Consider the following 14,417-nt stretch of genomic DNA (forward strand, 5'->3'; position numbering starts at 1 on the left):
TGCAACTTCCTGTAACATCATGTAACCCTACTGTAACTTCATGTAACATTATATATCATGCCTAAGATTTATGTAGTTGACAACGGCGGGCAATGGACCCATCGCATCTGGCGGGTCTTGCGCGAACTGGACTGCGACACCAAAATCATCCTCAATACCACCCTGCTGAAGGATATTGATGCCGATGGATTAGTCCTGAGCGGCGGCGCGGCCCGAATTGCCTGGGAATCGCTCAAATTAGGCGAATGCACTACTTACTTCAAGGAATTCAAGGGCCCTATCTTAGGCGTCTGCGTCGGACACCAGTTAATGGCTTCATATTATGGCGGCAATGCCGGCGCTTCTGAAATGCCTGAATTCGGACTCTCCAAGATACGCATCTTAGAACCAGATGACCTGTTCAAAGGACTGCCTAAGGAATTCAATGTCTGGCAGTCGCACAACGACGAGGTCAAGTCAGCGCCGGGATTCACGGTCCTGGCTGAATCGGACAACTGCAAAATCCAGGCCATCAAGCACCACACCAAACCGCACTACGGCGTCCAATTCCATCCCGAAGTGAACAACACGGAAAATGGCGAAGCTATATACCAAAACTTCGTTAATATCGTGGCCGGGATGCGATAATCTTATAGCAGACGGGTATCCACGAGAATTTACGGAATTCCGCTATTTTACTTGACAAATAATATCATATTTGTATATTTGCATTTGAAATGCAAAGTTACAAGGAGGGTGATTTATGCCCGAATCTTACGTCCGGCGCGAGATGGAAGGCGTCTTAAAGGACGCCCTGGCGCAATTCCCGGCCCTGATATTAACCGGCCCCAGGCAGTCCGGTAAAACCACCCTGCTTAAACATCTCCTGGCGCACGGCTACCGGTATGTTTCCCTGGACCATCCGGGCACCAGAGCCATGGCGATGAACGAGCCGGACTTGTTTTTCCAGAACTATCCGCCGCCGGTTATCATTGACGAGATACAATACGCGCCCGGTATTTTCCCGCACATTAAGATAATGATTGACAATGACCGGCGCAAGCGCGGGCAGTTTGTCCTGACCGGCTCTCAGATTTTCCCGCTGATGGCCAGGGTCAGCGAATCACTGGCCGGCCGGACCGCGGTTTTCACCTTATTGCCTTTCTCGCTCCGGGAGCAAATCAGGCCTCTTAAACCGCTCGGGCTGGAAGGCCTTAAAGCCAAAATCCTATCCGGCGGGTTCCCGGACGCGGCGCTGGACAGGAAAGTAAACCTTAACCTGTGGTTCTCCGGGTATCTCCAGACCTATCTGGAACGGGATGTCCGGCAACTGCGCCAGGTCGGCGATATGGGTGATTTCCAGAGGTTTCTCCAGTTACTGGCGGTCCAGAACGGCCAGGCGCTTAATCTTTCCAACCTCTCGCGCGACCTGGGCCTGGCTGTCAACACCATCAAGGCCTGGATTTCCGTGCTGGAAGCCAGCGGCCAGATTTTCCTGCTCAAACCGTTTTACCTGAACAAAGGCAAGCGCATCATAAAAAGCCCGAAAATATATTTCCTGGATACCGGGCTTTTATGTTACCTGACCGGGATAACCTCAACAGACCAGATATTCAAAGGGCCGTTATCCGGCCAGTTATTTGAAACACTGGTGCTGGGGGAAACCATAAAATACTTCCATAACCAAGGCCGAATCCCGCTGATTTACTGGTGGCGCACCTCTTACGGTGAAGAAGTCGATTTCGTCATAGAAAACCAGGGACGGATAATACCGGTGGAGGTAAAAACCAGCGCCAACATCAATGCCAATATGGCCAAGGGCTTGTTCTCGTTCTGCAAACTCTTCGGTGATAAAATAAACCGGGCATATTTAGTGAACCTGTCCCGCCAGAGAATAATGGTTGGCCAAAAGGTCGAGGCGTTGCCCTTCGCCGACTTCTTGAATATAGAGAAAATAATTAAACAATAACCATCACCCGGCGAAGAAATATATAGGAACTTCGTCAACCCCGCACATAATATTTGTATAAATGTTATAAGATTGAACAATACAATTTATTAGATACCACTATTGACAGATAAATAATAAAGGTTATGTGCGGGGTCAATATCGTGGCCGGGAAGAAATAGCGAACAACACAAGTAAGGTAACACCAATCCAAATCCTTGCTCAACCCCAACGGAAATGGTAGAATTGTAAACAGGTATTGCGTCCATAGATTACTAAGGATTACAAAATAGTACTTAATAAGTACACCTAAAAATAAACTGTTTATGCTAATCAATATAACTGTTACAGGTAAGGATGCTAAAGCTTTGAGCTATATTTTGAGGAAAAATCCTGCTAATCTGTTATCGGAAAATTTCAGTGGCGGAAAGGTTGTCGTTTTCTTCCCTGAATATTCAGAAAACAGAGCCACTGCATCTTTGCTTACTCTAATTGATACCGTAGGAATGGTGCGTTCAGAATGGCAAAAGGTCGCGGCGAGTTACGTTGATTACCGGCCTTACGCTGCATCAAGCTTATCTTCTGTTGCTTTAAAAGATGTGTATTCCAGTGCTTTCTCCGGCAAGTCTGATTTGCCGGAAATTGCTACTGTTATTCAACGTGAATTGCCTGTTGAAGTGGAGTTATCCAGTGTTTGGATTAGAGGCGGCATTAAGAATATTTATGATTTCTTTGAACCGCTCGGCTACAAAATTGAATATAAGGAATTGCCTTTTGAATCTGCTTGGCTCAAGAACGAATCATCTACCGCTTACAATATTACTCTTTTTGGAAATAAAACTATATCAAATTTATTAAAGCACATATATGTTATGCTTCCTGTCATTGACAACAGGAAACATTATTTCGTAGAAGAAAAAGAAATAGAAAAACTGCTAAGGCATGGTGAGGGATGGCTGGAAAAGCATCCGGCTAAAGAACGAATTGTTTCTCGCTACCTGCTTCGTTATCGCAATCTGGTTGAAGAAGCATTAGAGCAACTTATTGACGACCAGCCTGATGAAATTCAAGATGAGGGAGCTGAAGAGTCCGATAAGGAAGAGCCTATAAGACTTCAGGAGGAAAGGTTGCAGAGTACCATAGCCATATTAAAAACATTAAATCCGCCTCCGCTGAGAATCGGCGATTTAGGTTGTGGTTCTGGGGCTCTTATTAAACTACTGGTTTTAGAGCGTTCTTTTGAAGATATAATTGGAATGGATGTATCTTCTCGGGCCTTGCAAATCGCTGAGAAAAAACTAAGGATAACAAAAAGACAGGTATGGCAAAAACCTAAGGTCTCCTTGTTACATGGCTCGTTAGTATATATGGATGCTCGGCTTAAAGAATTGGATACTATCTTGTTGCTGGAAGTAATTGAACATCTAGAGCCGGCAAAAATACCTATTTTGGAGCATAATGTTTTTGAATACTTAAGCCCAAGATATATTTTTGTATCAACCCCTAATTTTGAATATAATCAATTATTCCCGAGTTTCCAGGAACGAAAATATAGGCACGCAGACCATCGCTTTGAGTGGACCAGGAAAGAATTTAAGCAGTGGGCTGAAAGATTAGGCGAAAAATATTCCTATGCAATTGATTATTATAATATTGGTACGCCTGATGAAAAACTGGGAGCGCCGACTCAAATGGCAGTTTTCCGCAAGAAAAGTATTTAAATGTTAGATAATAAAATCTCAATTAGAATACCGGAGTTATCTTTAGTTGTCCTTGTTGGCAGTAGTGGTTCCGGCAAGTCATACTTCTGCCAGAAGCATTTCAAACCGACTCAAATAGTTTCATCTGACTTTTGCCGCGGTATTATTAGTGATGACATTAATAACCAAGGGGTTACGCCGGAAGCCTTTGAATTACTAAACTTCATTATCAGCAAACGGGCTGATTTGAGAAAGTTAACTGTTGTTGATGCCACAAGTTTAAGACATGAAGACCGGGAAAACCTGATAAATTTAGCCCGTAGGCATCATATTTTGCCAGTTGCTATTGTCTTTGACGTTAACGAGAAAACCTGCTGGGCTAGGACTCAGCAACGGCCGGACCGAGACTTTGGCCGACATGTTGTCAGGACTCACAATTTGCTTCTTAAGAAAACAATAAGGAATATAAAGCGCGAAGGATTTACCGGCGGACTTTATATTCTTAATGAAGATGAAATTGATAATGCTGAAATTGTTTTCTCCCCGCTTTTCAACAACAAGAGAAATGAATCAGGGCCATTTGATATTATCGGGGATGTGCATGGTTGTTATGATGAATTAATCGAATTGGTAGAGAAGCTTGGCTATCGTCAGGAAAATGGGCTATATAAACATCCTGATAACAGAAAACTGATTTTTGTTGGTGACCTCACCGACCGTGGCCCAAAGATAATCGAGACGGTTAATTTTGTAATAAATCATTCTATCAATAATCTTGCTTATGTAGTGCGTGGTAATCACGACAAGAAATTCACTAATTATTTACGAGGACAAAATGTTAGGATTGACCATGGATTAGAACAGACCATCGCACAGTTGGAATCACTGCCGGAAGCAGAACGCATCAAATTCAAAGAGCAGTATCAGAAATATGAGAGAAACGTAATTTCACATTATATCTTTGACCAAGGTAATTTAGCTGTTGCTCATGCTGGAATAACCGAATACTTTCAAGGTCGCGGTTCAGCGCAAATCACAGATTTTTGTCTTTATGGGCAAACCACAGGTGAAATTGACGGCTATGGATTGCCGGTTCGCCTTGATTGGAGTGAAAATTATCGCGGTAAAGCCCTTGTTGTTTATGGCCATATCCCAGTTGAGGAAGCAGAATTTGCTAACAATACTATCGATATTGACCAAGGGTGTGTATTCGGTGGCAGACTTACCGCCTTACGCTATCCAGAACGCGAGTTGATTTATGTGGAGGCTAAGGCTCAATACTATACGCCCACTAAAACATTTAGCAAAGAGGCCGATGAAAAAGAGAAATCTAATCTTACTAAGCAACAGCGCTATGACCATTATTTAGATATTACTGAGTTTATTGGAAAGAAATTTATTTCCGTACATGGCAAAGGTATGATTACGGTATTCCCGGAACAAATTGAAGCCGCGATTGAAGTCGTTTCCAGATTCTGCGTGGATCATCGTTGGTTAACTTATATCCCACCGACTATGTCGCCATGTGAAACCTCTCAATTGTCTAACTATTTGGAGTATCCAACTGAGGCTTTTAGTTATTACAAGAAGAGGGGTATTCCGAATGTTATCTGCGAAGAAAAACATATGGGATCGCGTGCGATTTTGATATTATGCAAAGATGAAAAAGCATGCCTCAATCGTTTTGGCTTAGAAGCTATCGGTCAATGCTATACTAGAACCGGCCGCCAGTTTTTCAAAGATAACGAACTTCAACAAAAGTTCTTGCGTCGATTAGTAGAGAGTTTGACTGCTAATAATTGGTGGGAGAAATTTGATACGGATTGGGTTATTATTGACGCTGAAGTTATTCCCTGGAACTTAAAAGCAGGGGAACTTTTGATTAATCAATATGAATTGGTGGCAACCACTGCTAAAAACACGCTTCAAAAAATGTATGAAAACGTATTAAAGGCATCTCAAAGAGGCGTAGCAATAACCGAATTAAAAGATTCGTTAAGCCAACAACTAAAAGACATAAACGCCTATCAAAAAGCTTATCAGAATTATTGTTGGCAGGTCTCTTCGTTGGATGATATAAAAATAGCGCCGTTTCATTTACTTGCCACAGAAAACAGGATATACACTGATAAAAATCATACCTGGCACATGGAGACGTTAGGCGAATTAGCCAGTTTTGACAAGATTTGGAAGAAGACCCCATTCCTGCAAGTAGAAACAATAAATGAATTGTCTTGCCAGCAAGGGATTGATTGGTGGCTCGAAATTACTAATAAAGGTGCGGAAGGCATGGTTATCAAACCATCTGATTTTATTGTTTACTCTAAAGGTAGGTTAGTACAGCCTGCTCTGAAATGTCGTGGAAAAGAATACTTAAGAATAATATATGGCCCAAGTTATGATGCACAAGTTAATTTGGAAAGGTTAAGAAATAGAGGGCTTAGAACCAAGCGCTCCTTAGCAGAAAAAGAATTCGTGCTTGGTATTGAAGGGTTGACACGATTTGTTAGAAATGAACCATTGCGGAGAGTCCATGAATGCGCATTAGGTGTTTTGGCCATGGAAAGTGAAACCACCGACCCAAGACTGTAATGACCAACGGAGTACGGTTCTATCAATTCCAAAAACCATTTCAAGGCATACCTCCCTATACCCTATAGGTATATACCCTACACCTACTAGGGGAATACCCTACTCCCACTAGAGGCATACCCTACTCCCACTATAGGCATACCCTAGACCTACTACCATACTACCCTATACCCCATACTATACCACCCCACACCCTATAGGTTTATATCCTATACCTACTAGGGGACTACCCTAGACCTACTGGGGTATTACCCTATACCTACTGGAGGACTACCCTAGACCTACTGGGGTATTACCCTATACCTACTAGAGGACTACCCTGGACCTACTGGAGTACTACCCTATACCTACTAGAGGGATACCATAGACCTACTATAGTATTACCCTATACCCACTATAGGACTACCCTAGACCTACTAGAGGCATACCCTAGACCTACTACCATATTACCCTACACCGTATAGATATGTATCCTATACCCTATAGGGGGCATAGAGTTATTTGCCCCAAATATCCGTATTTTTCTTAAAGACCCCCTTCATATCGTAAAAGCTACGGGAGATTATCGCAAATCCGGCCGGTCATTATGGCGCATCCGGCCGAGGATTATGGCGCAAACGCACGGAGGTTATGGCGCATCCGCACGGAGATTATGGCAATTCTGGCCGGAGGTTATCGTAAATCCGTCCGGTAGTTATGGCGAATCCGCCGGGAGATTATCGTAAATCTGGCCGGGAGTTATGGCAAATCTGCGCGGAGGTTATGGCGCATCCGCCGGGAGGTTATCGTAAATCCAGCCGGACATTATGGCGCATCCGGCCGGGAGTTATGGCAAATCTGCACGGAGATTATCGTAAATCCGCCGGGAGGTTATGGCGCATCTGGCCGGGGGTTATGGCGAATCTGGCCGGAGGTTATGGCGCATTGTATGGGTGGTTATGGCGAACAGGATGGGGGGTTATGGTGAGGGGGGTGGGGGGACTATCCCCCCTCTTTGTAAGAGGTTGATTTATAAGGGGATAGGAGAGGCGAAAACACGAAAAACGGGCATTTTGGGTCTAAAAATGGGGGTATTTCTAGCTAAATTTCTTCAATGCCAGAGAGATATTTTTCAAGCCCTGTTTCAGGAGATGGGGTTTGGTGCCTGAGGCAATCCGGATATAGCCCGGCGTCCCAAAATATTCGCCCGGAACTACCGAGGTCTGGTAGCGTTGGAACAGGTGTTTCTGGAATTTGAACGAATCCTTGAACGGTAATTTGATGAAACAAACGATGCCGCCGGCCGGCTCAACCCATTTCAAACGCGGCTCGGTGGCTATCCAGTCCTTGATTATCTGGCGCTTATTCCCGACTATCTCTTTAGTGCGTTTTATCAGCGCTCCAATATGACGCATGCAGTATAGCGAAATCATCTGGGCCGGATAGGAGTCAACGGCCGACATATAATCATAGGTCCGGGAGAAGAGATAGGCCAGTTCCGGCGATGCCATAATCCAGCCGGTGCGCATCAGGCCCAGGCCATAGACCTTGGTTAAGCTGGACAGCGTTATGGCCATCGGGCTGGTCTTGCAGAACGGCCGACGTGGCTGGTCCCTCCTGAGGCGGGTCTGTGAGCTAAATTTCTGGTCGTCCCTTTCGACAAACAAGAAATCCTTATAGACCTCGTCACAGGCAATATAGACATGGTGTTTTTCGGCCACCTTGACCAATCCCCTGATAACGGCTTCATCCATCTTTACGCCGGAGGGATTATGCAGGTCGGTCAGGAAGATGAGTTTGGTCTTGCGGGTAATCAGGCGGTCCAACTCAGCCGGGTCCGGTTGCCAGTTATTTTCTATCCGCCTGTGTAAAGGAACTATCTTGGCGCCGAGCGACTGGGCTGAGCGTCTCATCGGCTCGTAGCACGGCGATTCCAGGATAATCTCATCCCCGCTTTTAAGCAGTCCGGCGCAGAGCAGGTAGATAGCCATATTTGCTCCGGCACACATGGCAATATTGGCTACCTTAACATTGTAATATTTAGCCAATTCCTGTTTCAAGGCCAGCGGGCCGTAGCTGTCTCTGGCATTATGATGGCTGTATAGTTCCAGATTCTTCATCTTGAAACCCATCTGGAGCAGTTCCTTGAGTTCCAGAGACGGCATGCCGCTTATCATCAGCGGGTATTTGATTTTTTCCAGGTCCAGCATCTTGACCCATTCGATGTGGTCGACCTTTAACATAGTAAGATAGTAAGTATTCAGTAAACAGTGGTCAGTAGACAGTTAATATAAAAGGATAATACAAATTACGGGAAGAATATCAATAAAAAGAGGAACACGAATAAGACGAACGGGAACGAATTACACGAATAAGAAATAATATTAACCACAAAGAGCACTAAGGTCACAAAGAATTCCCCATATTCACTTTGTGGTCTTTGTGTGCTTTGTGGTGAACGGAGGGGAATTCCTCATTGCGGTCATATCTTTGATGCTTTATCTTTGAGGAATCCCCCCTGATTAATTATTTCTTCTTTTCCAGGTTCATACCGCACTTGGGGCATCGGCCCGGTTCGGCCTGCGGCTCGATACAGCCCATCGGGCAGACATAGAGCGTCTGGGTCTCGCCCTTTTCCTCAACCTTTTCCGGCTTGGGCATCAGGGACAGGCATTTGTCAGACAGTTCGGTTGACTTCTTCATCAGATTGTTTGAGGTCTCAACCATCCCGGCCAGTTTGGCCATATCCGGTTTTTCCCCTTTGAGGGCGCGGTTGCATTCCGCCATCATAGTCAGCGATTTGGACATCATCTCCTGACAATGCGTCATCAAGGGTTTGACATCCTTGGTCTTATCCACTTCCTTGAGGAGCTTATCGGCTTCCTTAATGAGATTCTCCGGTGTCTTAGCCGCCTTACCCTTTCCGGCGCCGTGGTCGCATTTATCACCGCTACCGCATGATTTACCGCTGCCGCTGGCTTTATCGTGGCTGCCGCACGATTCGGCATAGATATAAATGCCTGCGGCCAGCACAGCAAACACCACCAGCCCTCCGGTTAACATCTTCCAATTTCCCATACAATACCTCCTCTGGCGCCGAAGCGCCATGGCGCCCTTATGGCGCCACTTTCTTAATAAAGTTATTAATGACATCCTCGCGAACCCGAATGCTTCTGATGGTCTGGTCCATCAGCGCCGGACGAACTGCTCCGGCAGGATACGCCCAAGAAGACAAATCCGGCCAGCAACACTACCGTCAAGAGTATTCTCATATTTAACGCCATTCCTTTCTTCGCATACTTTAACAAAATGAGATTGCTTCGTCCCTGGCGGGACTACCTCGGGACAGCAGTCCCGTAGGGGCGTCGCTTTGCTCCTCGCAATGACACTTTTTAGGCACCCTCATATATAATGTCACAACGACCTGAAAATATTACAAGATTCTGTGATTTATTGTGAATTCCGATAAGAATAAATTACCTTGGTGCCTTTTGGCGCCATAAGGGCGCCATGGCGCTTCGGCGCCAGTGGCTAATATCTTAGTGCTCTTTCAATTCCGGAATCTGTAGCTTTGATACATCCACCGTTCCTTCTTTCATCTCTCCATACCACTTCCAGAGCAGATAAATAGGCGGATAGACCAGGAGTTCCATAATAAACGAGGTAAACAGCCCGCCCACCATCGGCGCGGCAATACGTTTCATCATATCCGCTCCGGTACCGATTGACCACATTATCGGAATCAGGCCGATAAAGGTGGTGCCGACGGTCATCATCTTGGGCCGGATGCGCTTGACCGCTCCGTAAATCACGGCCTCGTGTAAATCATTGTAGGTCTTCATCGTGCCTTTGCGCACCCGGTCGTAATACGACAGGTCCAGGAACAGGAGCATAAAGACGCCGGTCTCGGCGTCCAGTCCCATCAGGGCTATCATGCCGACCCAGACCGCAATGGAAACGTTGTAATCCAGCAGATACATAAACCAGATTGCGCCGATAAGCGAGAACGGCACGGCCATCAGGACTATGAGCGTCTTGAACGTTGATTTGGTATTCAGATAAAGCAGGATAAAGATAATGAACAGGGTCAGCGGGATAACTATCTTGAGACGCTCCTTGACCCGGAGCATATTTTCATACTGACCGCTCCAGAGCAGGGAATATCCGGTCGGCATTGGAAGTTGCTCTTTGACTATCTTTTTGGCCTCGGTGACATAACTGCCCACGTCCCGGTCCTTGATATCCACATAGACATAGCCGGCCAGAAGCCCGTTCTCGTCCCGAATCATGGCCGGTCCGGTAGTGAATTTGATATCAGCCAGCTCGGCCAGAGGCACCTGCCTGATGACAGGCGGGTTTGCGCCGCCGGACATCTCATCGCCTCCGGAACTAACTGCGCTGGTTGGCACTAAGACCCGTTGCAAGGCCGGCAGGTCATCGCGCAACTCACGGGCATAGCGGACATTGACCGAGTAACGTTCCCGGCCTTCAACCGTGGTGGTAATACCCTCGCCGCCGATGGCGGACATTATGACCATCTCAACTTCCTTGACGCTCAGACCGTAGCGGGCCAGTTGCTCGCGCTTGAGGTCAAAGTCCAGGAAATATCCACCGGTAACCCGTTCGGCATAGACACTGCGCGTGCCCGGGATATCGCGCATAATCGCCTCCAAATGCAGTCCGATTTGCTCTATCTCTTTCAGGTCGGCGCCGTAGATTTTAATCCCGATGGGCGTCCGGACGCCGGTGGTAAGCATATCTATCCGGGCCTTAATCGGCATGGTCCAGGCATTGACCACGCCCGGGAACTGCATCTTGGAGTCCATTTCATTGATGATATCATCCCAGGAAATCCGGTCCGGCCAGATGGACCGGAACGGCCATTGAAGGATGACCGGCAGTCCGGAATACCAGCGCTCCTTTTTGCGCCACTGTTCGCGCGGTTTCAGGACCACGGTGGTCTCCATCATCGAGAACGGGGCCGGGTCGGTCGAGGTCTCGGCCCGTCCGGCCTTGCCGAAGACGCTGACCACTTCCGGGATACTCTTGATAATCTTGTCCTGGACCTGGAGCAGGCGCTGGGCCTCGGTGACCGAGATACCCGGCAGTGTGGTCGGCATATACAGGATACTGCCCTCGTTTAAAGGCGGCATAAATTCAGAACCCAGTTTGAAGTAAACCGGTATGGTGGTCACTATCAATATTAAAGCAGTGGCAATTACGGCCCTGGGATATTTCAGGACGAATTTGCAGAGCGGCTCATAAAACCAGAAGAGCGTTTTGCTGACCGGGTGATTTTCCTCCTTGTAATACTTGCCGACCAGGACCTGATTGGCCGGCCAGGCAAAGACCTTGCCCAGCGCTGACTTGGGTTTGAAATAATCCATTTTCATAAAGAGCAGGCGGATGGCCGGGTCTAAGGTGATGGCCAGCAGAGCGGCAATAGCCATGGTCAGGTTCTTGGTATAGGCCAGGGGCTTGAACAACCGGCCTTCCTGTTCCACCAGGGTGAAGATAGGCATAAAGGCCACGGCAATGACCAGGAGCGAGAAGAATATGGAGGGAGCCACCTCCTGCAATGCCTGGATGCGGATTTTGTGCGGGTCGCCCTGCCGGCCGCCTTCTATCCAGATTTCCAGTTTCTTATAGGCGTTTTCCACCTCTACTATGGCGCCGTCCACAAGCACACCGATAGAAATGGCAATGCCGGAGATGGACATAATATTCGAGGTCAGTCCCATTCCCCACATCGGGATAAAGGCCAGCAAGGCCGCCACCGGGATGGTAATAATAGGCACCAGGGCCGAGGGAATGTGCCATAGGAATAGCAGAATCACCAAACTGACCACAATCATTTCAGCTATCAGTTGGTGCTTCAAAGTGTCAATGGCTTCATGAATCAGTTCCGAGCGGTCGTAGGTAGTGACAATCTCAGCGCCCTTGGGCAGTGATGGTTTGATTTCCTCTATCTTGGCCTTGACGCGTTCTATGACATTCAGGGCGTTCTCGCCGTGGCGCACCACGACAATCCCGCCGACCGTGTCGCCGATGCCGTCCAAATCCGCCACGCCCCGGCGGATGTCCGGGCCGATGACCACATTGGCAACGCTCTTCACCAGGATAGGCGTGCCTTTGTCATCCGCGCCGAGTGAGATATTTTCAATGTCGCTGACTGATTTGATATAACCGCGTCCGCGGACCATATACTCGGCGCCGGAGAATTCCACCAGCCGGCCGCCCACGTCATTGTTGGCATCGCGGATGGCGTCCACCACTTTCATCAGCGGGATGTTGTAGCCGACCAGCGCATTTGGATTGATATTGACCTGATACTGTTTCTGGAATCCGCCCAGCGAGGCCACCTCGGCCACGCCCGGAACGCTCTGGATATAATATTTCAGATACCAGTCCTGGAATGAGCGCAGTTGCGCCAAATCGTTCTGTCCGGTCTTGTCCACTAGGGCATACTGATAGACCCAACCCACGCCGGTGGCATCCGGCCCGATTTCGGTCTTGACGCCTTCAGGCAGACGGGGCAGGATTTTGCTCAGGTACTCCACGGTCCGGGACCTGGCCCAGTAAATATCGGTGCCGTCCTGGAAGATGATATAGACGTAAGAGAATCCGAAGTCCGAGAAACCGCGGATGGCCTTGACCTTGGGCGCGCCGAGCATGGCCGTGACTATCGGATAGGTCACCTGGTCTTCTATTATATCCGGACTCCGGTCCCAGCGGGAATAGACAATCACCTGGGTGTCGGACAGGTCCGGGATGGCATCGAGCGGGATATTCTGGACCGAATATACGGCAAATACCACGGCAATGGCCACAAATATCAGGACCAGAAACTTGTTATTGGCCGAGAAGGCAACGATACTTTTTAGCATCTACTTTTTCTCTTCGCCGTGTTTATGCCCTGTGCCCATACCGGACACGGCGGATTTTATCTTTGATTCAGAGTCAATCAGGAAGTTACCAGAGGTAACCACGGTTTCCCCTTCGGATAACCCATCAATAACTTCGTAGTAATGGTCGAATTTACCGCCCAGTTTTACCTCTCTCGGTTTAAACACCCCATTGCCCTTATCCACGAAGACAATCCGGCGCTTGCCGGAATCCATAACCGCCTCAACGGGAACCGCCAGTTTTACGCTGACCTCTTTTTTCAGCAATACTTCGGCATACATATCCGCCTTGAGTTTATAATCAGGATTAGCCAGTTCAATACGCACCTTGATAGTGCGGGTGGTCGGATTGACATAAGGATAGATATATTTTACCGTACCGGCGAATTTCTCAGCCGGATAAGAAGAGACCGTTACTTCCACGGCATCATCAACATTAATATACGACAGTTCGTATTCATATATTTCCGCTTCAACCCAGATGGTTGAGGTATCAGCAACCTTATAAATCATTTCTCCGGGGGTAATATATTGGCCGAGGTGCAATTCATCGCCGACAATAAAACCCGCGCCGGGTGTGGTAATCCATAGGGTTCTTGACGGCTTCCCCTCCTCGGCTATTTTGTCAATCTGGTCTTCTGAGATATCCCAGAAAACGAGTTTCTGTTTGGTTGCCTCAACCATCTGCCCGGCGCTTTTTATCATCTCAGACGATTTGGCCTCTTCCGCCCTCTTCATCATCTCCAGGGCGGACAGATATTCCTGTTGCGCCACCACCAGTTCTGGGCTGTAGATACTGAATAACGGAGTCCCGACTTCTATAAACTGGCCGGCCAGGGCGCAGCAATCCATTTTATCCACCCAACCGGCAATCTTGGTGTTAATATGATACATCTTTTGCGCATTATACACGATTGTTCCAACGGCCCGAATCGTCCTGGTCAGGGTACGATCGGTAACCTGCTCCTTCCTGACGCCGATGAGTTGTTCCTGCTGGGGCGTGATGGTCACGCTGGCCTGGCCGCTTAGGCCCGCAGACGATTTATCATCCGTCTCTTTCATCGGCACCAGTTTCATATTGCAAATCGGGCAATCGCCCGGTTTATCGGAGATATAGGTCGGATGCATCGGGCAGTGATACATCTGCTTTTTAGCCGCCGGTTCGCTATCGCGGTCACCGCGGTGTTCTGAAGACGCAGGAGAAGCGTGCCCCTTGTGGCTGTCTTTATTTAATAATAAAAAACCAGCACCCACCAATACTCCAAGTATTAAGATAACCGCCACTACATAAATAAAATACCTCATAACCAATCT

Annotated in this window: 8 protein-coding genes; 4 read left to right on the forward strand and 4 right to left on the reverse strand. The window is 47.7% G+C overall.

Going from position 1 to position 14,417, the window contains the following annotated elements; all coding sequences use genetic code 11:
- Nucleotides 1-57 precede the first annotated feature (57 nt).
- The 4 genes from HZA49_11015 (at nucleotide 58) to HZA49_11030 (ending at nucleotide 6,219) form a co-directional block, all read left to right on the forward strand.
- Nucleotides 58-627: a GMP synthase subunit A gene (locus tag HZA49_11015; GenBank protein ID MBI5779965.1), complete on the forward strand. Its 570-nt coding sequence runs from the start codon at nucleotides 58-60 to the stop codon at nucleotides 625-627.
- 115 nt (nucleotides 628-742) lie between these two features.
- Complete coding sequence (locus tag HZA49_11020; GenBank protein ID MBI5779966.1) at nucleotides 743-1,948, forward strand: ATP-binding protein; 1,206 nt, start codon at nucleotides 743-745, stop codon at nucleotides 1,946-1,948.
- Between the two features lie 305 nt (nucleotides 1,949-2,253).
- On the forward strand, nucleotides 2,254-3,648 hold the full coding sequence (locus HZA49_11025) for a 3' terminal RNA ribose 2'-O-methyltransferase Hen1 (protein MBI5779967.1): 1,395 nt from the start codon (nucleotides 2,254-2,256) through the stop codon (nucleotides 3,646-3,648).
- A complete protein-coding gene (locus HZA49_11030) occupies nucleotides 3,649-6,219 on the forward strand; it encodes a polynucleotide kinase-phosphatase (GenBank protein MBI5779968.1) in 2,571 nt (856 codons plus the stop codon). It begins immediately after the preceding gene.
- Nucleotides 6,220-7,295: 1,076 nt separating this feature from the next.
- Here the strand turns inward: HZA49_11030 and HZA49_11035 are convergent.
- From HZA49_11035 to HZA49_11050, 4 genes are all read right to left on the reverse strand, one after another.
- Entirely contained in the window at nucleotides 7,296-8,441 is a 1,146-nt protein-coding gene (locus tag HZA49_11035) for an aminotransferase class I/II-fold pyridoxal phosphate-dependent enzyme (protein MBI5779969.1), read from the reverse strand.
- 283 nt (nucleotides 8,442-8,724) lie between these two features.
- Nucleotides 8,725-9,276, reverse strand: a complete 552-nt coding sequence (locus HZA49_11040; GenBank protein ID MBI5779970.1) for a hypothetical protein — start codon at nucleotides 9,274-9,276, stop codon at nucleotides 8,725-8,727.
- Between the two features lie 461 nt (nucleotides 9,277-9,737).
- Complete coding sequence (locus tag HZA49_11045; protein MBI5779971.1) at nucleotides 9,738-13,085, reverse strand: efflux RND transporter permease subunit; 3,348 nt, start codon at nucleotides 13,083-13,085, stop codon at nucleotides 9,738-9,740.
- Nucleotides 13,086-14,408: an efflux RND transporter periplasmic adaptor subunit gene (locus tag HZA49_11050; protein ID MBI5779972.1), complete on the reverse strand. Its 1,323-nt coding sequence runs from the start codon at nucleotides 14,406-14,408 to the stop codon at nucleotides 13,086-13,088.
- Between the last annotated feature and the right edge of the window lie 9 nt (nucleotides 14,409-14,417).

It is taken from the genome of Planctomycetota bacterium (genome assembly GCA_016235865.1).
Lineage (GTDB): Bacteria > Planctomycetota > MHYJ01 > JACQXL01 > JACQXL01 > JACRIK01.